The organism is Microbacterium sp. UBA837, assembly GCF_002296025.1.
Lineage (GTDB): Bacteria > Actinomycetota > Actinomycetes > Actinomycetales > Microbacteriaceae > Microbacterium.
The window spans coordinates 1-20595 of the sequence record NZ_DBHD01000082.1 but is presented as its reverse complement, the minus strand read 5'-3'; the positions used below and the strand labels follow the sequence as shown (position 1 = coordinate 20595).

The 20595-nt window shown below is 67.4% G+C and carries 23 protein-coding genes and 1 pseudogene; 9 read left to right on the top strand and 15 right to left on the bottom strand.

Annotated elements, in window-relative coordinates; translation table 11 throughout:
* The 4 genes and pseudogenes from B3587_RS06125 to B3587_RS06110 all read right to left on the bottom strand — a co-directional run.
* Nucleotides 1-206: pseudogene (locus B3587_RS06125) on the bottom strand (DNA polymerase Y family protein); the annotation flags it as partial.
* 1 nt (nucleotide 207) lies between these two features.
* The gene (locus B3587_RS06120; RefSeq protein WP_292727191.1) at nucleotides 208-1020 is read right to left on the bottom strand and encodes a hypothetical protein; all 813 of its coding nucleotides are present in this window, start codon (nucleotides 1018-1020) and stop codon (nucleotides 208-210) included.
* 166 nt (nucleotides 1021-1186) lie between these two features.
* Complete coding sequence (locus B3587_RS06115; protein WP_292709081.1) at nucleotides 1187-1744, bottom strand: cysteine hydrolase family protein; 558 nt, start codon at nucleotides 1742-1744, stop codon at nucleotides 1187-1189.
* Nucleotides 1741-2751: a DMT family transporter gene (locus tag B3587_RS06110; protein WP_292727189.1), complete on the bottom strand. Its 1011-nt coding sequence runs from the start codon at nucleotides 2749-2751 to the stop codon at nucleotides 1741-1743. Before B3587_RS06110 ends, B3587_RS06115 begins: the two co-directional genes overlap by 4 nt.
* 65 nt (nucleotides 2752-2816) lie before the next feature.
* Between B3587_RS06110 and B3587_RS06105 the strand changes: the two genes are divergently transcribed.
* Entirely contained in the window at nucleotides 2817-3317 is a 501-nt protein-coding gene (locus B3587_RS06105; RefSeq protein WP_292727187.1) for a MarR family winged helix-turn-helix transcriptional regulator, read from the top strand.
* 3 nt (nucleotides 3318-3320) lie between these two features.
* Here the strand turns inward: B3587_RS06105 and B3587_RS06100 are convergent, their stop codons facing one another.
* The 3 genes from B3587_RS06100 to B3587_RS06090 all read right to left on the bottom strand — a co-directional run bounded on the left by B3587_RS06100 (nucleotide 3321) and on the right by B3587_RS06090 (nucleotide 5992).
* Nucleotides 3321-3818 carry an HNH endonuclease gene (locus tag B3587_RS06100; RefSeq protein WP_228176872.1) on the bottom strand — a complete coding sequence of 166 codons (498 nt, stop codon included), beginning with the start codon at nucleotides 3816-3818 and terminating at the stop codon, nucleotides 3321-3323.
* A 315-nt stretch (nucleotides 3819-4133) separates the two neighbouring features.
* On the bottom strand, nucleotides 4134-5036 hold the full coding sequence (locus B3587_RS06095) for a M23 family metallopeptidase (RefSeq protein ID WP_292727185.1): 903 nt from the start codon (nucleotides 5034-5036) through the stop codon (nucleotides 4134-4136).
* A gap of 254 nt (nucleotides 5037-5290) precedes the next feature.
* A complete protein-coding gene (locus tag B3587_RS06090; RefSeq protein WP_228176870.1) occupies nucleotides 5291-5992 on the bottom strand; it encodes a metal-dependent transcriptional regulator in 702 nt (233 codons plus the stop codon).
* Between the two features lie 101 nt (nucleotides 5993-6093).
* Between B3587_RS06090 and serC the strand changes: the two genes are divergently transcribed.
* Entirely contained in the window at nucleotides 6094-7200 is a 1107-nt protein-coding gene (serC, locus tag B3587_RS06085) for a phosphoserine transaminase (RefSeq protein ID WP_292727183.1), read from the top strand.
* Here the strand turns inward: serC and B3587_RS06080 are convergent.
* Together B3587_RS06080 and B3587_RS06075 are read right to left on the bottom strand one after the other, a co-directional pair.
* Complete coding sequence (locus tag B3587_RS06080; RefSeq protein WP_292727181.1) at nucleotides 7197-7790, bottom strand: DUF3027 domain-containing protein; 594 nt, start codon at nucleotides 7788-7790, stop codon at nucleotides 7197-7199. The two genes, serC and B3587_RS06080, sit on opposite strands and share 4 nt — an antisense overlap.
* On the bottom strand, nucleotides 7774-8154 hold the full coding sequence (locus B3587_RS06075; RefSeq protein WP_228176867.1) for a cold-shock protein: 381 nt from the start codon (nucleotides 8152-8154) through the stop codon (nucleotides 7774-7776). The genes B3587_RS06080 and B3587_RS06075 overlap by 17 nt, the downstream gene beginning before the upstream one ends.
* Before the next feature lie 107 nt (nucleotides 8155-8261).
* On the opposite strand from B3587_RS06075, the gene B3587_RS06070 reads away from it, so the two are divergent.
* From B3587_RS06070 to B3587_RS06045, 6 genes are all read left to right on the top strand, one after another.
* Nucleotides 8262-8528, top strand: a complete 267-nt coding sequence (locus tag B3587_RS06070; protein WP_228176866.1) for a multidrug ABC transporter ATPase — start codon at nucleotides 8262-8264, stop codon at nucleotides 8526-8528.
* Nucleotides 8529-10262: a helicase-associated domain-containing protein gene (locus B3587_RS06065; protein WP_292727179.1), complete on the top strand. Its 1734-nt coding sequence runs from the start codon at nucleotides 8529-8531 to the stop codon at nucleotides 10260-10262.
* Nucleotides 10263-10303: 41 nt separating this feature from the next.
* Entirely contained in the window at nucleotides 10304-11959 is a 1656-nt protein-coding gene (locus B3587_RS06060; protein WP_292727178.1) for a DNA repair helicase XPB, read from the top strand.
* Nucleotides 11960-12128: 169 nt separating this feature from the next.
* On the top strand, nucleotides 12129-12821 hold the full coding sequence (locus B3587_RS06055) for a response regulator transcription factor (RefSeq protein WP_228176863.1): 693 nt from the start codon (nucleotides 12129-12131) through the stop codon (nucleotides 12819-12821).
* A gap of 19 nt (nucleotides 12822-12840) precedes the next feature.
* The gene (locus B3587_RS06050) at nucleotides 12841-14592 is read left to right on the top strand and encodes a sensor histidine kinase (RefSeq protein ID WP_292727176.1); all 1752 of its coding nucleotides are present in this window, start codon (nucleotides 12841-12843) and stop codon (nucleotides 14590-14592) included.
* Between the two features lie 131 nt (nucleotides 14593-14723).
* Nucleotides 14724-15011, top strand: coding sequence for a WXG100 family type VII secretion target (locus B3587_RS06045; protein WP_228176861.1), 288 nt, complete (start codon nucleotides 14724-14726; stop codon nucleotides 15009-15011).
* 66 nt (nucleotides 15012-15077) lie between these two features.
* Here the strand turns inward: B3587_RS06045 and groL are convergent, their stop codons facing one another.
* The 5 genes from groL to B3587_RS06020 form a co-directional block, all read right to left on the bottom strand.
* Nucleotides 15078-16697 carry a chaperonin GroEL gene (groL, locus tag B3587_RS06040; protein WP_228176860.1) on the bottom strand — a complete coding sequence of 540 codons (1620 nt, stop codon included), beginning with the start codon at nucleotides 16695-16697 and terminating at the stop codon, nucleotides 15078-15080.
* A 165-nt stretch (nucleotides 16698-16862) separates the two neighbouring features.
* Nucleotides 16863-17063, bottom strand: coding sequence for a cold-shock protein (locus B3587_RS06035; RefSeq protein ID WP_228176859.1), 201 nt, complete (start codon nucleotides 17061-17063; stop codon nucleotides 16863-16865).
* A 129-nt stretch (nucleotides 17064-17192) separates the two neighbouring features.
* Nucleotides 17193-17792 (bottom strand): LytR C-terminal domain-containing protein, encoded by a 600-nt coding sequence (locus B3587_RS06030; protein WP_292727173.1) that lies wholly within the window; start codon nucleotides 17790-17792, stop codon nucleotides 17193-17195.
* Complete coding sequence (locus tag B3587_RS06025; protein ID WP_228176857.1) at nucleotides 17792-18091, bottom strand: DUF3263 domain-containing protein; 300 nt, start codon at nucleotides 18089-18091, stop codon at nucleotides 17792-17794. The genes B3587_RS06030 and B3587_RS06025 overlap by 1 nt, the downstream gene beginning before the upstream one ends.
* A gap of 9 nt (nucleotides 18092-18100) precedes the next feature.
* Nucleotides 18101-19111 (bottom strand): DUF2332 domain-containing protein, encoded by a 1011-nt coding sequence (locus B3587_RS06020; protein ID WP_292727171.1) that lies wholly within the window; start codon nucleotides 19109-19111, stop codon nucleotides 18101-18103.
* A 58-nt stretch (nucleotides 19112-19169) separates the two neighbouring features.
* On the opposite strand from B3587_RS06020, the gene msrB reads away from it, so the two are divergent.
* Nucleotides 19170-19574, top strand: a complete 405-nt coding sequence (gene msrB / locus B3587_RS06015; RefSeq protein ID WP_292727169.1) for a peptide-methionine (R)-S-oxide reductase MsrB — start codon at nucleotides 19170-19172, stop codon at nucleotides 19572-19574.
* Between the two features lie 12 nt (nucleotides 19575-19586).
* Here msrB and B3587_RS06010 read toward each other — a convergent pair whose 3' ends face one another.
* Entirely contained in the window at nucleotides 19587-20543 is a 957-nt protein-coding gene (locus B3587_RS06010; RefSeq protein WP_292727167.1) for a DMT family transporter, read from the bottom strand.
* Nucleotides 20544-20595 lie beyond the last annotated feature (52 nt).

Genomic DNA, 20595 nt, shown 5'->3' with positions numbered 1-20595 from the left:
GCATCACGCCGACGCAATCCCCGGCGTACCCCGTCACGCCGTGCCGCGGCAGAACAGGCGACAACGAGATTCTTCTCGATCACGGCGATCGGGTCGGCAGGGTCGAGCGGATGCGGCCCGTCTCGGGTCAGGGCGACGACCGGCCAGTCCGGCATCCAGACCACGAGGCTTCGCGTCGGAGCCCGCAGGGATGAGTCGGCAGGCATGTCACCCGGCTTCCCGGACAGATAGGGCTTCCCGAACAGATAGGGCTTCCCTAACAGATAGGGCTTCCCGAACTGACAAGACCTCCCGAACCGACAACGCCTCCCGCTCACTTGCGCCGCGCACTGCGGGAGAAGTCCCTCGAGCAGCGTCGACCACCCCTCCAGGAGCCGGGAGCAGCACGGGTCCTCGTCGGGGGGTCGACAGCCGCCGACTTGCCACTGTGACGGTGACCTCTCGCGCATCCAGATATCCGTGCCCGCGACCGAGCCCGCTCCAGCCCGGGTCGCTCACCGACAGCGACGCTTCGGCCTGCGGCCACGGGCCCTGCACGAGCAGCACACCATCTCGATCGCGCAGGCGTGCCGCGAATCGGGCGGCATCGGCATCCGACACCCGCCCCGGCGGGCGCACCGCAACCACGGGCAGAACCTCGGCGACCGTCGCCGCCACCGCGAGCCACCGCGAGCCCGGGTCGGGAATCATCACGAGCCGCGACAGATCCACCCCGAGCCGCTCGGCGGCCTCGGCGCCCAGGTGCGGCATCCCGACGACCCCGCACCAGGAGCCCGCCTGCGAAGGCGGCGCGAGCAGGGCGAGCAGGAGCGAGACGGATGCCGAACCCGGAGCAAGCGTGTACACCGACCCGGGTCGCAAGCCGCCACCGGGAAGGAGTCGCGACAGCGCCGGATAGGCCGGCAAGGCCGGAGCATCCAGGGATCGACCCTGCACCTGCTCGACCTTCGCGCGGAGGCGATGCACCTCGGCCAGCCGGTCACGGACGTCGGCGATGGCCTCCGCGCGCTGTGCTCCCATGATCGCCCTCACTCCCACAGATTAGAACGCATGTTCTAATGCGTCAATGCGATGAGAGCACCATACGCGGGGCATCCGACACGGGAGCTCAGCCATGTCGCCCGACAGAACTCGAAAGAATAGATACTTTGTTCTAACCCTGGAGGCGGGGTTGAAGGTTCAGACCTCAGGCCGGGACGATCTCATCGGTCGTGGCGATGCGCGCAAAGCCGCCACCCTGCAGCACCAGTGCGGTGCCGGCCATGAGCTCAGCCGCCGACCGGCGTACGACACCGAGCCCCGGGATCTCTTCTTCCAGGTCGAAGGTACGCGTCGCATCCAGCACGACGGTCACGTCATAGCCGAGGTTCCCCGCCATCCGCGCGGTGGTCTCGACGCACATGTTGGTCTGGATGCCGCACAGCACCAGCTCGCCGATCCCCCGCTCCTGCAGCCAGGCGTGGAGGTCAGGGTCGCCATAGAACGCGGAGTTCACGTCCTTGGTCACCAGCACCGCGGCATCCACGGTCGCCACGGCATCGACGAGCGCGTTGCCGGGGTTGGACGGATGCAGCGGCGAATCAGGATGCCGAGAGTCGTGCCGCACAACCACCACCGGCTCCCCCGCGAACGCCTCGATCAACCGGGCGACATTCGCCTCACAGTCGGGATTGGCCGTGGGTCCCCAGAAGTCCAGGTCATCAAACCCCCGCTGCATATCGATCACCACGAGCGCGCGCGTCATGCCTCCATCCCACCACGCCGCGCCGACACGGGAGGCGGCGCATCCTGGACTGGCAGGAATCCGTCGACAACCGACACCCCCGTCTGCGCATTCGGGAGGGTCTGGTCACTCGGGAGGGTGGATGCCGCATCCGCGCCCTCCCGAGGAGCCATCCCCTCCCGAGAGCGCGCCCGGCGGGGCACGACCGCACCCAGCACGATCCCGGTGAGCACGAGGCCAAGCCCCGCCACCTGCGCAAGACCGAACGACTCCCCCGCGAGGAAGACGCCCAGTGCCACGCCGGTCACGGGGTTGAGCAGTCCGACAAGGCCGACGGTCGCGGCTGGGAGGCGCCGCAGCCCCGCGAACCAGACGGTGAAGGCAAGCGCCGTGGACACGAGCGAGAGGTAGGCGAACCCGATGAGTGAGGTCGGGGTGAGCGCGGGAGGCGGACCGTCCACGACGAGCGCGACGGGCAGCAGCATGAGGCCACCCATCGTCAACTGCCACGACGCCATCGTGAGCCCCGGAATCTCGTTGCCCCACCGCCCCGTCAGCACGAACCCGAGCGATGACGAGAGCATCCCGGCGAACGCGGCACCGAGCCCCCATCCGTCGACGGGCTCGCCGCCGACACCAACTAGCAGCGCGACACCGAGGAGCCCGATCCCCGCACCGATCGCCGCGAGCACGCGTGGACGCTGGCGGCGAAGCAACCAGGCCAGCAGCATCATGGCGGCAGCTGACGCCGACATCACCGTCGCCGCGACGCTCGAGGGCAGGCGCTGCCCGGCGATGTAGACGAGGACGAAGAAGCCGCCGACGTTCAGGATGCCGAGCACCGCGGCACGCCACCACCACACCCCGTGCGGGAGGCGGCGCGAGATCAGCAACAGGATCAGTCCCGCCGGCAGGGCACGAAACAGCGCACCCCACAGCGGAGCATCGGCGGGCAGGAACTGCCGCGTCACGAAGTACGTGCTGCCCCAGGCGATCGGGGCGATCGCGGTGAGCAAGAGCCACCTCACGGATTTATCTTCCACGGAAGCTAACAATAGCTTCCGTGGAAGATTTATTCCCCTATCGTGGATCCATGGATGCCGCCCCCGACCGCGTCACGCAGATCCAGGCCGAATGGCGCCGCGAGCGCCCCGACATCGACACGTTCCCCCAGGGCGTCATCGGGCGCCTCCACCGCATCGGACTGCTCCTGGACCGCCGTCTCGACGAGGTCTACGCAAGCTTCGACCTCAGCTACGCGGAGTTCGACATCCTCGCGACCCTGCGCCGCGCAGGCGCGCCCTACCAGCGGCGGGCCGGTGAGCTTGCCGACCACACGATGGTCACCAGCGGCGGCCTCACCAAACGCGTCGATCGCCTCATCGCCCGTGGGCTCGTCGAACGCCGCCCCGAAGCATCCGACGCGCGCGGCAGGCTCATTGGCCTGACGGATGCCGGACTCGCCCTCATCGACGAAGCCTTTACCGCGCACATGGCCGGCGAGCACCGCATCATCGAGGAGCTGGGGACGGATGCCGAAACACTCGAGCCGATTCTGCGCCGTTGGCTCGGCGTCCTGGAGCCACCCGCGTAAGAGTCAGGCAGCAAGCGCGAGATAGGGCTCCCACGACGGGTCGGTGCGATCGGTGCCGCGCACCGTCCACTGCGCTCCGCGCGGCGCTCCCGGCGTCAGGCGCAGCTCCCAACCCATCTCCTGCGGCGTGCGGTCACTCTTGAGGTTGTTGCACTTCAGGCAGCACGCCACGAGGTTCTCCCACGAGTCAGCGCCACCCCGAGAGCGCGGCAGGATGTGGTCGATCGTGGATGCCGATCTGCCGCAGTATCCGCAGCGATGCGCGTCTCGGCGAAGAACCCCGCGACGGGTCACCGGGATGGTGCGTCCGCCAGGAACCCGAACGTAGCGGCTGAGCAGGATCACCGCGGGCCGATCGTGCGCCCCGTCCGTACCCCAGACCGGATCCTCCGGGATGTGCTCGATGACGGTGGCTTTGTCGTTCATGACGAGCACGAGCGCCCGCTTGAACGACACGACGGCCAGCGGTTCGTAGCCCGCATTCAACACCAGAGTGCGCATTGCTGTCCTCTCGAACGGCCCGAGACGGCTTCCCGGGATTCTTCGACGTTCGACGTGATCAGAGCGCGCAAGGCATGAAAAAAGGCGCTGTCTCTACAGACAGCGCCCTGGAACCACAGCACAGCTGCGGTGTCCGAGAACATGATGCCGAAGGACGAGGCGCCCCAGTGCAACCGTGGTTCGGCTGCGCGGTGTGCTGCCCATCGGACTCTCTCCCGTTCTCTTACACGTCGCGATAAGGCTAATGCACCTCACGACACCCGAAGGTCAACGAGGGTGAACGGAACGTGGCGTGTCGAGGAACGAAACCGGCGCTCAGCCGGCGTTGGCGTTCAGCCACGCCATGGGGTCGACGAGCGCACCGCCGACTCGCACCTCGAAGTGCAGGTTGGTGGTCGTGGCAGATCCGGTCTGACCCATGAGACCGATCATCTGGCCGGCCGACACGGTCTGTCCGGCGCCCACGGTGCGGCTTCCCCAGATCATGTGCGCGTACAGAGTCGTGACCACCTGACCACCGATGACCGAGTCGATCACGACAGCGTTCCCGTAGCCGCCGAGGCCGTCCTGCGCGACACGCACGACTCCGTCGGCTGCCGCGAAGATCGGCGTTCCGCCCGAGTTGAGCATGTCGAGGCCGTTGTGGTTCGGACGCGTGGGTGTGCGGAACCCGTTGATCGCCCAGTCGCTGTGGAAGCTCGCCACGGGCCAGCGCACGGCCCCGGACCCCGGGGCCACCATGTTGATGTTGACCGATGCGGAACTGCTGGACGCGAGCGAAGCAGCCGCACGAGCCGCAGCGGCCGCAGCCTCTTCAGCCTTCTTCTTCTCGATCTCTTCGGGAGTGGTGGCCGAGTAGCTCTCGCGGTTGAGGTCGGTCGTCGCCGCATCCGACGCGATCACGATCGACTGCGCGTCGCCCTCGGCAACCTGCTGCAGGGTCACCGATTCATCGGGCTGCTGAAAGGACGCGTATGCCGGGAGGGCGACAGTGGCCACGAGGCCGCCGACGATCACGAGGGTTGCGATGTTACGCACCGGACCACGCGGGCTGGCCTTGGTGCCCTTTCGAACGGCGGGGCGGGCAACGGATGCTGCGGGTGCGGGCTTGGCTGCGGGCTTGTCCACCGCGCCGCGACGGATCCGAGCGAGACGCGAGGTTTTTCTGGTCGACGGGCCCGCGGCATCCACCGGGGTCGAATCGTTATCTTCAGCCAACTAAGTCCTCCGGCGCCTCTGCGCCGGAGCGCCGGCTCGTCACGTTTCGGTGCGGAAGCTGCGCTCCGCTCGATCACGGGTTCACCGTTCGAATGACGAGCCGCGAGGCAATTCGATCGGGGTCCGAGGTCGTGCTGGACTCGCTCGGACTGTACGAGGCTACCCGAAGGTAACGAACATGTCACGCTGACGGCCGGAGATAACCCCTCATCGCGCGGTGTGGAGGAACGGATGCCGCCCCTCCCGCTCCCTCATCACACGCGGTCGTCGACGAGGAAGATATGTCCCGCGACCTCGACCGGCAGTTCGAGACCCTCATCCGCGCCATCCATCTCAACAAGGACGTACCCCTCGTTGTAGCGATAGCTTCCGTGAGCCCCGGGCAGCACCCCGGCGCCCTTGAGCTGCTGCAGCAACTCGGGATCGACCTGAGCGGGCTCGGCAAGCCGACGGATTGTTCCCGTGATCGGCTCGCCGGCGGCATCGAGCTTGCGAACGAGCCCCACCACACCGGATTCGAACGTCAGCGCCGGAACATCACCGAGCTGATCGAGCCCCGGAATCGGGTTCCCGTAGGGCGACTCGGTGGGGTGATCGAGCAGCTCGACGAGCCGGCGCTCGACCTGCTCGCTCATGACGTGCTCCCACCGGCAGGCCTCATCGTGCACGTACGCCCAATCGAGTCCGATCACGTCGGAAAGCAGCCGCTCAGCCAGGCGGTGCTTGCGCATGACATCGATGGCCTTCTGGCGCCCGAGGTCGGTGAGCTCGAGGCTCCGATCCTCGGTGACGACGACCAGGCCATCGCGCTCCATGCGTCCCACCGTCTGCGAAACCGTCGGACCCGAGTGGCCGAGCCGCTCCGAGATCCGCGCCCGAAGCGGAGTGATGTTCTCTTCTTCGAGCTCGAGGATGGTGCGAAGGTACATCTCCGTCGTATCGATGAGATCTGTCATGCGGGATCCTCGTGTCTGCATCCTCGTGGGGGTAAGACGAGCCTAGCCTTTTCCCCGGCCCCCGGTCCGGGCCGTCCTCGGCGCAACCCTAGAATCGGGACATGGTCGAGTTGCCCCGCGAACTGCTTCCCGTCGACGGCCGATTCGGCTGCGGACCCTCCAAGGTCCGTGGCGCTCAGCTCGAAGCTCTCGTCACGCGCGGGGCATCGCTCCTCGGAACGTCGCACCGCCAGGCCCCCATCAAGAACCTCGTCGCGAGCACCCGCGAGGGTCTGGCCGATCTGCTGCGCGCGCCGGAAGGTTACGAGATCATCCTCGGCAACGGCGGTTCGACGGCGTTCTGGGATGCTGCAGCGTTCGGCCTCATCGAGCGTCGCAGCCAGCACCTCGCGTTCGGGGAGTTCGGTTCGAAGTTCGCCGCGGCCGCGAAAGCCCCGTGGCTCGAGGCACCGGATGTCCGCAAGAGCGAGCCGGGCACCGGCGGGACCGCCGAACCGGTCGAGGGCGTGGATGTCTACGCCTGGCCGCACAACGAGACTTCGACGGGCGTCTCAGCTCCCGTCACTCGCGTCACCGCAGACCCTGGTGCGCTGACGGTCATCGATGCCACCAGCGCGGCCGGCGGTATCGACTTCGACGCCACCCAGGCCGACGTCTACTACTTCGCCCCGCAGAAGAACCTCGGTTCCGACGGTGGGCTCTGGTATGCCCTCGTCTCGCCTGCGGCAATCGAGCGGATCGAGCGGATCGCGGCATCCGACCGTTACATCCCCGAGTTCTTGAGCCTGAAGAACGCGATCGACAACTCCCGGTTGAACCAGACACTCAACACTCCGGCGGTAGCCACCCTCCTCATGCTCGATGAGCAGGTGCGCTGGATCCTCGACAACGGCGGACTCGCCTGGGCCGGAGCCAAGACTGCAGCCACCTCGGCGGCCCTGTACGCGTGGGCCGAGGCGACCGCCTACACGACCCCGTTCGTCACGAACCCCGCTGACCGCTCACCTGTCGTCGTCACAATCGACTTCGACGAAAGCGTGGATGCCGCAGCCATCGCCAAGAGCCTGCGCGAGAACGGCATCGTCGACACCGAGCCGTACCGCAAGCTCGGACGCAACCAGTTGCGCATCGCGACGTTCGTCTCTATCGACGAGGACGACGTGCGCCGGCTCATCGGGGCGATCGAGTACACCGCCGAGCGGCTCTAGTCCTCGTCGGGGTCACTGTCGTCCGGGTCGACGTCGGTGGCTTCGTCGTCAGCGTCGTCCTCAGCGCCGTCTTCCTCAGCGTCCTCGTCGAGCTCATCGATGTCGACACCGTCGACGTCGCCGCTGTGCAAGAGCCGCGACCCGTCCTCGTCGAAGTCGTCGGCATCCAGATCATCAACGTCATCGAGGTCGTCGTCTTCGTCGTCGCCCTCGTCTCCGTCAGCCTCGTCGGAGTCGTCATCCTCGTCACTGGATGCCGCCTCTGCTGCCAACGCCGCCTGAGCTGCCTGGTAGTCAGCCAGACGCACCGCCCACGGCACCCATTCCGGCGCGAGCAGCGCATCCTCGCCGGGCAGAAGCTCAGCCTCGAGCACAGTGGGCTCTTCCTCGCCGACCCGGGCGACACTCACCGTCCAGAACCACCCGGGATACCCGCGCAGGGTCGTCTCGAACCGCAGCGAGACGACGCCGTCCGACTCCACGGCGTACCCGGCAGTCGGGCCCACGGTAGCCGCCGGAGTGATCTCGTGCAGTGCCGCGAGAGCGAGGTCGTGTGCGGCAAGCAGCGCCGGATCAGGCGTCGAGCTCATCGGCCACCTTGCGCAGCACGGCGGCGACCTTCGCACCGTGTGCGCTGCTCGGGTAACGACCGCGCCGCAGGTCCCCACCGACACCATCGAGCAGCTTCACGAGATCCTCGATGATGATCGCCATGTCGTCGGCGGGCTTGCGGGAGCGCTTGGCGAGACTGGCGGGCGCCTCAAGCACCCGCACCGACAACGCTTGCGGGCCGCGCTTTCCGTCGGCGATACCGAATTCGAGGCGCGTGCCAGCCTTCACCGTGGCCCCAGCGGGCAGCGCGGTGGCATGAAGGAAGACATCCTGTCCTTCGTCGGAGGAGATGAAGCCGAAGCCCTTTTCCTCGTCGTAGAACCTGACCTTGCCGGTGGGCATGGGAAACCTCGTTCTGAACGGCGCCGCGGTTGGGCGGCAGGAGTGACGCAGGGACCGATCGATCCCCGGTTAAGCCTAGAGCACCGCGACGGAGTAGTCTGGGGCGGATGAGCACGCGAAGCCCTGGCAGCGACCTCCCGGTTCGCACGATCGACCGCGTGCTCGCGTCGATGTCTCTCGGGCTGCTGGCGCTCTCGGTTCTGTCGTTCTTCGCGATTCTCATCGGCTCCGCCTCGCACGCCGACTTCAGCACCGGGCTGTGGCCCGCTGTCGGCATCGTCGTCTACGTCGCACCGATCCTCGCGTTCGCGATGTTGCTGACGGTGCTCATCATGACGTTCGTGCGAAGGGCGCGGGCGAACCGGAGCCAATAGATGGCGGGCGACGAGCGCACACTCGCCACCTGGCTGGCATCGCTCGATGACAACGCCCTCGCTGATCTGTTCACCCGGCGTGGCGTCTCGCCCGCGGCATCCTGGCGCGACTTCTTCGATGCCGCCGAGGCGCTGCTCGATCCGGCGTCGATAGACCGGGCGCTGGCACGGCTCGACCGTCGCGAACTGACCGCCCTCGTCGCCGCGGGCACGGATGATGTCGCCGCCCCGACCATCGTGGCCTGGGGATTGGCCCGGCCCGGCGGCGCGGTCTATGCCCCGGTGCAGGAGCGGATCGCTGCGGCCGCGAGCGGCTCAGGACTCGCGGATCCGCCCGCCGACGTGGCCGAGACCGCGAGCGCGTCGCCCGCCCCGGTCCCAGCTTCGGCGGCCGAGACCGCGAGCGCGGCAGAGCGGATCTTCACGGCATCCGCGTCGCTGGCCGACGTGCTGTTGGCTGCCCTGCACGTTCCGCTGACTCTCACCGGCGCAGGCGCAGTTAGCGCTGCAGACCGCAAGCGCCTCACTGAGTCAGGCGCGATCGGCGCGCCCGAGGACCTCGACGATCTGATCGCCGCAGGTCTCGCCGCAGGACTGCTCACGCCGATCGGGCGGGAGCTCGTCGTCACCGCCACGGGCGAACAGTGGCTGGATGGCGGCACCGTCGCGCGGTGGGCGGCGATCGCCGACGGCTATCGTCGGAGTCTCCCAGCGGGGCTGCGCACCCCGCAGGGTGGAATCGTCGACCCTGCCGGTTGGGCGGGCACGTACCCGTTGAGCCCGGAATGGCCGGCGCGGGCTGCGGCGCTGCGACAGACGGCGCAGCGGTGGGGCATCCTCGCGGCAGAGGGAACGGTCCCGCCGTGGTCACGTGGACTCATCGAGGGCACAGGTCTCGACACTGATGCGTTGCGCGATGCTCTTCCCGCCGAAATCGACCGGATCTACCTGCAGGCGGACCTGACCGCTGTCGCTCCCGGCCCACTCGCCCCCCGGCTCGACCTGCGCCTGCGCAGGATCGCGCGGCGCGAATCCCGTGCGCAGGCCTCGACGTACCGGTTCACGGCTGAGACGATCGGGGCCGGCCTCACCGACGGGGAGAGCGCCGATTCGATCCGCGACTTCCTGCGCGAGCTGTCGCTCACCGGCATCCCGCAACCGCTGGACTACGTCATCGACACGACAGCCTCCCGGCACGGTTCGGTCACAGTCCGCTCCGATGCCGCGAGCCCCAACACGATCGTCGAGAGCAGCGATCCGCACCTGCTCGATCTCGTCGTCATCGACCAGGCCCTGCGCCCCGTCGGCCTGGTGCGCCACGGCGATGTGCTCGTGAGCAGGGTCGGTCGTGATCACCTGTTCTGGGCACTGGCCGATGCGCGCTACCCCGTCGTCGCGCTCGACGAGCACGGAGCGCCCGAGTCACTCCGACGCCGAACCGCGGCGCAGACTGCTTCCGCAGAACCGGCGGGCGACGTCTACGCGCGTCTCATCGGGTCGCTCCGCGCCTCGGGCGGCGACGGCGACGCCGCTTGGCTGGAGCGCGAGCTTGAGCAGGCGGTGCGCACGAAGTCGATCATCGTGGTCACGGCGCAGATCAGCGACGCCGAAACCCGCACGTTCACGCTGGAGGCCACGGGGCTCGGCGGCGGCCGGCTGCGGGGCAGAGACCGGGGAGCGGATGTCGAACGCACCCTCCCGATCTCGACAATCGTGAACGTCTCGCCGGCCTGAGAGCCGTCCGCCCCACCACCTCGCGGGTAGACTGGATCGCTATGGCTGACGGCCCTCTCATCGTGCAAAGCGACCGGACAGTGCTGCTTGAGGTGGCACATCCGGATGCCGAATCCGCACGCCACGAACTCGCGATCTTCGCCGAACTCGAGCGCGCTCCCGAGCACATCCACACGTACCGCATCACGCGGCTCGGCCTGTGGAATGCCCGGGCGGCCGGGCACACGGCCGAAGACATGCTGGGCACCCTCGACCGGTGGACCCGCTTCCCCGTGCCGCCGTCGGTGGCTATCGACATCCGCGAAACGGTCGGCCGGTACGGCCGCCTCGTGATCGAGCGCGACACCGTCGACGACTCCGAGGAGCCTGTGCTCGTGCTGCGGTCGACGGATGCTGCGGTGCTGGCCGAGGTCACAAAGAACAAGCGCATCCAGCCACTGCTGGTGGGGCATCCCGCCCCCGACACGTACGTCATCGACGCCTGGGCGCGGGGGCAGATCAAACAGGAGCTGCTGAAGATCGGCTGGCCCGCCGAAGACTTCGCTGGTTACACACCCGGAACGCCGCATCCGATCGACCTCGCCGAGCAGGACTGGCACCTGCGCCCCTACCAGCGGCAGGCTGTCGACGCGTTCACCGACGGAGGGTCGGGAGTCGTTGTGCTTCCCTGCGGCGCGGGCAAGACACTCGTCGGGGCAGGCGCGATGGCCGACACCAAGACGACAACGCTGATCCTGGTTACCAATACCGTCAGTGCGCGGCAGTGGCGCGACGAGCTGCTCAAGCGCACGAGCCTCACGCCCGAAGAGATCGGCGAGTATTCGGGGCAGGCCAAAGAGGTCAAGCCGGTCACGATCGCGACCTACCAGATCCTCACCGCCAAGCGGAAGGGACAGTACGCGCACCTCGCGCTGCTCGACGCCCTCGACTGGGGTCTCATCGTCTACGACGAGGTCCATCTGCTGCCAGCCCCCGTCTTCAAGCTCACGGCCGACCTGCAGGCCCGTCGACGGCTGGGCCTCACGGCGACGCTCGTGCGCGAAGACGGCCGCGAGGGCGATGTGTTCAGCCTCATCGGCCCCAAGCGGTTCGATGCCCCGTGGAAAGAGATCGAGTCGCAGGGCTTCATCTCCCCCGCAGCCTGCTACGAGGTGCGCGTCGACCTTCCCGCCGGCGAACGGCTCGAGTACGCGGCGGCAGCAGATGACGAGCGGTACCGGCTCGCAGCCACAGCCCCGGCGAAGATCGGCGTCGTGAAGGATCTCGTGGCACGGCACGCCGGCGAACAGACCCTCGTGATCGGTCAGTACCTCGACCAGATTGACGAGATCGCGCAGGCGCTGGATGCCCCGCAGATCACGGGCGCAACCCCGGTCGATGAGCGCGAAGAGCTCTACCGCGGCTTCCGGGAGGGGAAAATTCCGGTGCTCGTGGTGTCGAAGGTCGCAAACTTCTCGGTGGACCTGCCCGAGGCATCCGTCGCCATCCAGGTGTCGGGATCGTTCGGGTCCCGACAGGAGGAGGCGCAGCGGCTCGGCCGACTCCTGCGCCCCAAACAGTCGGGCAATACTGCCAGCTTCTACACGCTCATCGCGCGCGACACGGTCGACCAGGACTTCGCGCAGAACCGGCAGCGGTTCCTCGCCGAACAGGGCTACAGCTACACGATCCTGGATGCCGACAAACTCGCGGCGTGACCTGCACAGCCCGGCATCCGTCTACCGCAGGTAGGCGATCTCGCCGAGGTAGGAGGATGCCTACCTGAACCGTCCTACGCCGCGGGTTCCTCCTACGCCTGGGAGGGGGGAAACCGCCGATCCGCGCGATATCCAGCATCCACACCAGGGGAATCACGATAATGGGGGCATGAGCGCACCCCGCATCCTCGTCGTCGACGACGAGCCGAACATCCGAGACCTGCTGATGACGAGCCTCAAGTTCGCCGGCTATCAGGTCAAGGCAGTCGCCAATGGCGCCTCGACGATCTCGGCAGTCCTCGAGGAGGAACCCGACCTCATCCTGCTCGATGTCATGCTGCCGGACATGAACGGATTCAGCGTCACCAAGCGCCTGCGCGGCGCGGGGTACACCGCCCCGATCCTGTTCCTCACGGCCAAGGACGAGACCGAAGACAAGATCACCGGCCTGAACGCCGGCGGCGACGACTATGTCACCAAGCCCTTCAGCCTCGATGAGATCGTCGCGCGCATCCAGGCGATCCTGCGCCGCACGATGCAGACCGACGAGGAGTCGGTCATCCGCGCCGGAGAGCTGACGATGGATCAGGACACCCACGATGTCTCGGTCGGCGATGTCTCGATCGACCTCAGCCCGACCGAGTTCAAACTGCTGCGCTACCTCATGCTGAACCCGAACCGGGTGCTTTCGAAGTCGCAGATCCTCGACCACGTCTGGGAATACGACTTCAACGGGGATGCCGGCATCGTCGAGAGCTACATCTCGTACCTGCGCCGCAAGATCGACCCGTACTCGTCCGAGCCGCTCATCCAGACCAAACGCGGATTCGGATACATGCTGAAGGCCGGCAAGTCGGCGTGAGGCATCCGTCGGAGTCGGCGTGAGCACCACGACCGGCAAGACCGACGCCGTCACCGGGTGGTGGCGCAGCCTCAGCCTGCGCGCCAAGGTGACCGGCGTTGCCGTGTCGATCCTGGCTCTCGGGCTGATCGCCACCGGCATCGGAACGACGGTGTTCCTGCGGAGCCAACTCTTGGCGAGCGTCGACACGCAAGTCAGCGACCTAGCGGGTGCGGTAGGCGGCTTGTTCGCTATCGACACCTCTACCGGCCAAGTGGTCGTCCCCGACTCCCCACCGACCGAGTATTTCGTCGCCATCTACGATGCTGACGGAAACTACGTCGCTCAGGCCGGCGGCGGACGGCGCGCCGCCAAGCCGGACTTCCCGGAGACGTTTCTTCCCTACGCGGATGCGTTCTCGCTGGCACAACAGCCGTTCGATCTGTCGAGCGAGTCCGACACCAGCACTTTCCGCGCGGCGGTCGCACCGGTGGAGATCCCCGGAACCTCGATCTTCTACACCCAGATGGTCGCTTTGCCGATGTCGACAGTGACCCAGACTCTCGCGACCTATCTGGGCATCTACAGCATCCTGTCGGTGATCACGATCGTGCTCGGCGCCGTCGCGATCCGGCTGCTGGTCACCCTCGCGTTCCGGAGCCTCACCCAGGTCGAGAACACCGCGATGGAGATCGCGGCCGGTGACTTCGGCCAGCGCATGACCGACATCGCCCCCGCCACCGAGGTCGGAAGACTCAAGACCGCGATCAACGCCATGCTCGGGCGCATCGACGCCGCACTGGCGCAGCGCGATGCCACGGTGCGCCAGATGCGCCGGTTCGTCGGCGACGCATCACACGAATTGCGGACGCCGCTGGTCACCGTCCGCGGCTATGCCGAGCTGTACCGGATGGGAGCCATCCGCACCGACCAGGATGTCGCACAGTCGATGGAGCGGATCGAGAAAGAAGCCATGCGCATGGGCCTGCTCGTCGAAGACCTGCTTGCCCTTGCCCGGCTCGATGAACGCCGAGACATCCAGTTCGCCCCAGTCGATCTGCGGCCGCTGGCGCGCGATGCAGCCCTCGACGTGCGCGCTGCCGCTCCCCAGCGGCCGGTCGCAGTCATCGATACGACCATCGTCGAGCCGACCGAACAGCGGCCGCCACAGACCGAAACCGACACCCTTGAGACACCCAAACGGCCACGGTCGGCCTTCAGCCGCGCGGGCTCCATCCTGCTGCGCCGCCGCCCGAGGGATGCGCGCGGCACCGCGCCGACCACCGAGCAGATCGTCATCGGGCCACTGGACCTCGGGCCGTCATCGTCGGCGCCTGTCGCGCTCCCCCCGATCGTGCTCGGCGAAGAGAACCGCATTCGTCAGGTGATTACGAACCTCATCGGGAACGCTCGCCGTTTCACCGCCGCCGACTCTCCCATCGAGCTGCGCATCGGGGTGGATGCCGCGGCGCAGTCCGGTTGGATCGAGATCGTCGACCACGGTGAAGGCGTGCCGGACCAGATCAAAGACAAGATCTTCCAGCGGTTCTGGCGCGCCGACAACTCGCGCACGCGCGAGACCGGCGGGTCCGGACTCGGGCTGTCGATCGTCGCTTCCATCGTGGAGTCGCTCCACGGCTCGGTCCGCGTCATGGACACTCCCGGTGGCGGCGCCACATTCCGCGTCGGATTCCCTCTCGCCAGGCACCTTGACCCGGCCGAGCATGCCTTGCTCGAAACGCAGCCGCTGGACCGCCTGCCGGCTGATCTGCGGAGCGACCCCCCGGCCTGAGCACCGCGCACCGAGTTCTCCTCCCCAAAAGGGGCTCAGCCGTGGCCTATGTGAACAGGGAGTCCGCCGCCGCGCACACGCGAGCCGCGACCGTAGCGTGTCACCTACACTCACGACACCGGGAGGTTCTTGTGGCCGTCTATTCCGTCGACAGCGACGCGGTTTTTGCCGCAACGGCAGGTGTGCGGGCCACCGCAGACCGCGTCCGCGCAGAAACGCACACCATGCTCGCCCAGCTCACCGGCCTGCAGTCGCACTGGACCGGGGCGGCATCTCTTGCCTTCGCCGGCGTCATCGACCAGTGGCGCGCAGCCAACGCTCAGGTGGAGGAGGCCCTCAGCGCAATCGGCGTCGCCCTGGAAGCGGCAGGACACCAGTACGCGGATGCCGAGCAGATGACCCTCGGCCTGTTCCGCTGATCGCACCGAAAACGACCGAAGGCCCCTCCACAAGGAAGGGGCCTTCGGCGTGAAATGCAGCCGGACTCAGAAGTCCATGCCACCCGACGGGTCGGCGGGCATGGCCGGAGCCTTCTCGGGCTTGTCGGCGACGACGGCTTCGGTCGTCAGGAACAGGCCCGCGATCGACGCGGCGTTCTGCAGTGCGGAGCGCGTGACCTTCGCCGGGTCGATGATGCCCTGAGCGAAGAGGTCGCCGTACTCGCCAGTAGCGGCGTTCAGGCCGTGACCTGCGGGCAGCTCCGACACCTTGTTCGCGACGACACCCGGCTCGAGACCGGCGTTGAGTGCGATCTGCTTGAGCGGAGCCTCGATGGCGACCTTGACGATGTTCGCGCCGGTTGCCTCGTCACCGCTGAGCTCGAGCGAGCCGAGCGCCTTGGTGCCGGCCTGGATGAGCGCGACGCCACCACCGGGGACGATGCCCTCCTCGACGGCAGCCTTCGCGTTGCGAACGGCGTCCTCGATACGGTGCTTGCGCTCCTTGAGCTCGACCTCGGTAGCCGCTCCGGCCTTGATGACTGCAACGCCACCGGCGAGCTTCGCCAGGCGCTCCTGCAGCTTCTCACGGTCGTAGTCGCTGTCGGTGTTGTCGATCTCGCGACGGATCTGGGTCACGCGACCCTCGATGAGCGCGGCGTCGCCGGCACCCTCGACGATCGTGGTCTCGTCCTTGGTGATGATGACCTTGCGCGCACGGCCGAGCAGGTCCAGGGTCGCGTTCTCGAGCTTGAGGCCCACCTCTTCGGTGATGACCTGGCCACCCGTGAGGATCGCGATGTCCTGCAGCTGAGCCTTGCGGCGGTCGCCGAAGCCGGGAGCCTTGACGGCAGCCGACTTGAAGATGCCACGGATCTTGTTGAGCACGAGGGTCGCGAGAGCCTCACCCTCGACATCCTCAGCGATGATCAGGAGCTCCTTGCCGTCCTGGATCACCTTGTCGACGATCGGCAGCAGGTCCTTGATGTTCGAGATCTTCTGGTTGGCGATCAGGATGTAGGGGTCTTCGAAGACCGCTTCCTGACGCTCCGGGTCGGTCACGAAGTAGGGGTTCAGGTAGCCCTTGTCGAAGCGCATACCTTCGGTCAGCTCGAGCTCGGTGCCGAACGTGTTCGACTCCTCGACGGTGACGACGCCTTCCTTGCCCACCTTGTCGATGGCTTCGGCGATCAGGGCGCCGATCTCGGGGTCAGCGGCGGAGATCGACGCGGTAGCGGCGATCTGCTCCTTGGACTCGACTTCCTTCGCACCAGCGAGCAGCTCGTCGGTGACAGCCTTGACGGCCTTCTCGATGCCCTTCTTGAGCGAAATCGGGTCGGCGCCGGCCGCGACGTTGCGCAGGCCCTCGCGCACGAGCGCCTGGGCGAGCACGGTTGCGGTCGTGGTGCCGTCACCGGCGACGTCGTCGGTCTTCTTGGCGACTTCCTTGACGAGTTCCGCGCCGATCTTCTCGTACGGGTCCTCGAGCTCGATCTCCTTGGCGATCGAAACGCCGTCGTTCGTGATCGTGGGGGCTCCCCACTTCTTCTCGAGCACGACGTTGCGGCCGCGGGGGCCGAGCGTCACCTTGACGGCGTCGGCGAGGGTGTTCAGGCCGCGCTCGAGGCCGCGACGGGCCTCCTCGTCGAAAGCGATCATCTTTGCCATGTGTGTCGTCCCTCCCGGACGGGGCTAGGTCTTAGCACTCACCGATCTGGAGTGCTAACCCATTCTGGCACTCGCCCATGGGGAGTGCAAGCCGCGCACGACGAAGACGACGAAGAGACGGATGCCGCGGCATCCGTCTCTTCTGAAACCTGGTCGACGCGGTGGCTAGACCACCCGCACCGACTCCGCCTGCGGGCCCTTCTGGCCCGTCCCGACGGTGAATTCGACCTTCTGTCCCTCTTCGAGAACGCGGAAACCGGTCATGTCGATGTTCGAGTAGTGGACGAACACGTCTTGACCGTCATCGACGGTGATGAAGCCGTATCCCTTCTCGGCGTTGAACCACTTGACGGTGCCTTGGGCCATGGGTACTCCTGATGCTGGTAGGACACCGTCATCGTATGCACCGGAATCGACCCGAAACGGTCGTAGGACGAAGTATTGACACGCGCGTCTTCACCTTGTTACGGCCCGGAAACACGCGGGCCGCGCGGGTCAGGCCGTGGGCTCGGGAGTGGGCGCACCGGCCGCGGTGCGGTCGAGGCCGATGACGATCGTGAGCTGCTTCGTGGCGCCTTCGTCGACCTCGGTTGCGGGGTCGTCGGTCGGTTGATAAATGTCGCTCTGGGCCACTGCCGCGCCGCCGATCACGTTAGCGAGCCCCAACGCCGCGGCGTAGTCAGCATCCGTCGCATAGTAGACCGTCGTCTCGGGGAAGTCGTCGGTCCCGGCCTGCCCCGCCAGGACGGTGTCGGGGACCCACCCGGCGGCGATGAGCTGGTCTTTCAGCTGCGTGGCAAGGCCGGTCTCTGGCGTCGCGTTGAGGATCAGAACCGAGTAGGACGTGTCGACGACGGGGTCCACGGTGACCGTCGGGGTGGGCTCGGGAGTGGGCTCGGGAAACAGCACGATGCGCCCAGAAACCACGAACATCGCGAAGATCCCCACCGCGATCAGGATGACAGTGGCAAGTGCCGCCCAGAAGAAGACGACTCCGCCGCGCATGTGCGGCTGCTCCGCACGGTGTGCACCGACTCGACCGACATCCTCGGGCAGGTCGTCGAATCGATCGCGCGGGAACTCGGAGTTCGGCATCAGACGATCGTACCGATGCCGCCGAGGGAAACTGTGCGCGGGCGGGCGCCAGGCTCGCCACTGGCCGCACCGGATCGATTGCTGCCACGGCCGTGCTCGCGGAGTCGGCGAAGTCGGCCCATCAGCAGCGGATCGTATGCCTGCGCATCGACCGAATCCAGCATCCGAACCAGCAACTGGTAATACCGAGCGGGCGACATGCCGAGCGTCTGGCGGATCTGTTCTTCTTTCGCCCAGCCTCGCAACCGACACGACGACTCGAAGTCGAGAATCGCGCGCTCACGCTCGTTCAGGGGCACGGTGAGAGGTTATCGGCGAGCACCGACATCCGGCGCGCGCCACTCCACCCATCCGCCGAGTGGGTCGACGACGGCGAGCGCCCGCTCGTCCATACCCAGGACGAAGCCGGGCCGGCCCGCGGCATCCGCGCCCCAGCGATCGTGGAGCCCGGGCGGATCGATGGAGATCCAGTGTGTACCGGGGCGTGCGGCGCGAAGTGCGTCTATGTGCTCGAAGACCCGCGTGCGTCCGGCTCTGGCGATGTGGGGAAGCACGCCCGGGGTGGTCACGACCAGCGTGGCGTCGCCAGGTGCTTCGGCGGCGAGCTGCGCGAGCAGGCCGTCGGCGGTGGCATCTCCTGAAATGAGCGTCGGGGGTTCCGCACGCACGACGTCGAGCGCCGCGACGATCCGCTCGCGTCGCCCCTCCTCCCCCGGCCAGACCAGCGAGGTCAGGAAGCGACGGTCGGCCTCGGATGCCGCATCCAGCGGCGCCAGGTCGATACCGGCACGCCACACGACCTCGGGCAGGTGCAGACTCGGCAGACCCCGGGCGCTGCTTCGAAGCACGACAGGTGATTGACCACCGGCCGGGTCGAGGTCTTGTCCACTCTCGTACCGGTATGAGTAGCGATCGGGGTAGAGACACAGGCCGGCGCTCGCGCCGACCTCGAGAAGCGCAATCGGGCCGTCGATGAGGCTCAGCGCGGGCAGCAGAGCTGCGCATCGCAGCGGTTCGTTGGTCTGCAGACCGCGCGCAGCGCACTCCGCCGCCACGCCGTCGATGTTCGCCGCCAGCCACTGCGACCAGGCTGCATACCCGCCTTCGGTCGCGCCCAGCATCCGGGTCACCGCGAACACGAGCGGAGGCTGACGCCGCCCCTCGGGGATACGTGCGAGCAGGCGCTGCGCGTCAGGATCGGCCGCGACGCCCCTGGCCCATTCCTCATATACGTCAGAGCGCCCCGGCGCCTCCTGCGTTGCGAAGCGGCGATAGCGTTCCGCGACACGGCCGGCCTCCGCATCCGGGGATGACACCATGCCCCCATTGTGGAACAGTCCGTCGCCACTTCGTGTTGACTTGTGGTGAGGAGGAGCAATGTCCTATCGCACCGAGAAGTCCGAGTCCGAGTGGCGCGCAGAGCTCAGCGCCGACCAGTACGCGGTTTTGCGCGAAGCGGCAACCGAGCGTCCCTGGACCGGTGAACTGCTCGACGAGAGTCGAGCCGGTCTGTACGCCTGCGCTGCGTGCGGCAACGAGCTGTTCAAGAGCGGCACGAAGTTCGACTCGCACTGCGGGTGGCCGAGCTTCTACGAGTCGGTTCGCCCCGAGGCTGTCGAACTCATCGAGGACCGCAGCCACGGCATGGTGCGCACCGAGGTGCGGTGCGCCCAGTGCGGATCCCACCTCGGCCACGTGTTCCCCGATGGATTCGGCACGCCCACCGGCGACCGGTACTGCATGAACTCGATCGCCCTGACCTTCACGCCCGAAGAGTCCTGAGCGTCCGTCACCTCACGCGCGCGCTCCGGGCCGCGTGTGAGGCCACGGCACAACCACGATGGCGACCGACGCTACGGCGATGAGAGCCACCAGCACCTCGTGCCCAAGGCCGGGGCTTGCGGGCGCCGGCCAAAACGCGTCAAGAACAAGAGCAGTCGCCAGCTGGCCGACCACCGAGCCAAGCACGAGCAACAGCACGCCCGTGCGGCGGACGAGAGCTGCCGACAGCAGGATGTACCCGACCCCCAGCGCGCCGCCCGCATAGGGCCACGGATCGCTCGGCCACCGCTCCGGCAACCCCACGATCGCCACGTGGACAGCGGCGATCAGCACGAGCGCGATCGTTCCGCCAAGAAAGTTGACGGCGGTAGCAGCTATCGCTGAGCCGGTCGCGCCGCGAAGCCGACCGTTCGTGGCCTGCTGCCAGGCAACGCCGCCCCCGGCGAGGAGCGGCAGGATCAGCATCCACCAGGGCACCCCAGTGAGGTTCCCCCCGGTCACCGAGATCCCGACGGCGAGCAGGGCGACAGCGCCGCCGATAACCCGCCGGATCGTGACCGGGACCACGCCGGACGGCCCGTAACCGACCCGGTCGATCACGATGCCGAAGACGATCTGGCCGGCGACGAATCCGACCGTGAACAGCGACACCCCGATGATGCCGGCCGTGATGCTCTGGCTGGATACCGTGAAGGCTCCCGCGAGGCCGCCCGCCAGCATCCACCACCGGATGCCGCCAGCGCTGATGCCGGCCCGTAACGCGCGGATTCCTCGACGGCCCGCGGGCGTCAACGCCGCGATGACGGTGATGAGCACGAGGCCGGAACCGAACGAGAACGCCGCGGCGAGAGTGCTGTCGTCGATGCGGTGACCGAGTTGGCCGTTAGCTCGCACCTGAAGGGCGGTGAGGGCACCGACGAGGGCAGTACCGAGAAGCCCGAGGGCCGTCGCTGCTCTGCCGGACGTCACCGGTTCATTCTGCCGGACGGGGCGCGTGTGGAGCCGACGACGGGACGTGAAC

Excerpts from the sequence above, each read along its gene's own strand:
- B3587_RS06035 (WP_228176859.1), bottom strand. The coding sequence starts at position 17,063 with ATGGCCCAAGGCACCGTCAAGTGGTTCAACGCCGAGAAGGGATACGGC.
- B3587_RS06115 (WP_292709081.1), bottom strand. The coding sequence starts at position 1,744 with ATGACGCGCGCGCTCGTGGTGATCGATATGCAGCGGGGGTTTGATGAC.
- serC (WP_292727183.1), top strand. The coding sequence starts at position 6,094 with ATGGTCGAGTTGCCCCGCGAACTGCTTCCCGTCGACGGCCGATTCGGC.
- B3587_RS06020 (WP_292727171.1), bottom strand. The coding sequence starts at position 19,111 with ATGGTGTCATCCCCGGATGCGGAGGCCGGCCGTGTCGCGGAACGCTAT.
- B3587_RS06075 (WP_228176867.1), bottom strand. The coding sequence starts at position 8,154 with ATGCCCACCGGCAAGGTCAGGTTCTACGACGAGGAAAAGGGCTTCGGC.
- B3587_RS06090 (WP_228176870.1), bottom strand. The coding sequence starts at position 5,992 with ATGACAGATCTCATCGATACGACGGAGATGTACCTTCGCACCATCCTC.
- groL (WP_228176860.1), bottom strand. The coding sequence starts at position 16,697 with ATGGCAAAGATGATCGCTTTCGACGAGGAGGCCCGTCGCGGCCTCGAG.
- B3587_RS06060 (WP_292727178.1), top strand. The coding sequence starts at position 10,304 with ATGGCTGACGGCCCTCTCATCGTGCAAAGCGACCGGACAGTGCTGCTT.
- B3587_RS06120 (WP_292727191.1), bottom strand. The coding sequence starts at position 1,020 with ATGGGAGCACAGCGCGCGGAGGCCATCGCCGACGTCCGTGACCGGCTG.
- msrB (WP_292727169.1), top strand. The coding sequence starts at position 19,170 with ATGTCCTATCGCACCGAGAAGTCCGAGTCCGAGTGGCGCGCAGAGCTC.
- B3587_RS06065 (WP_292727179.1), top strand. The coding sequence starts at position 8,529 with ATGGCGGGCGACGAGCGCACACTCGCCACCTGGCTGGCATCGCTCGAT.
- B3587_RS06070 (WP_228176866.1), top strand. The coding sequence starts at position 8,262 with ATGAGCACGCGAAGCCCTGGCAGCGACCTCCCGGTTCGCACGATCGAC.
- B3587_RS06080 (WP_292727181.1), bottom strand. The coding sequence starts at position 7,790 with ATGAGCTCGACGCCTGATCCGGCGCTGCTTGCCGCACACGACCTCGCT.
- B3587_RS06100 (WP_228176872.1), bottom strand. The coding sequence starts at position 3,818 with ATGCGCACTCTGGTGTTGAATGCGGGCTACGAACCGCTGGCCGTCGTG.
- B3587_RS06030 (WP_292727173.1), bottom strand. The coding sequence starts at position 17,792 with ATGCCGAACTCCGAGTTCCCGCGCGATCGATTCGACGACCTGCCCGAG.
- B3587_RS06105 (WP_292727187.1), top strand. The coding sequence starts at position 2,817 with ATGGATGCCGCCCCCGACCGCGTCACGCAGATCCAGGCCGAATGGCGC.
- B3587_RS06055 (WP_228176863.1), top strand. The coding sequence starts at position 12,129 with ATGAGCGCACCCCGCATCCTCGTCGTCGACGACGAGCCGAACATCCGA.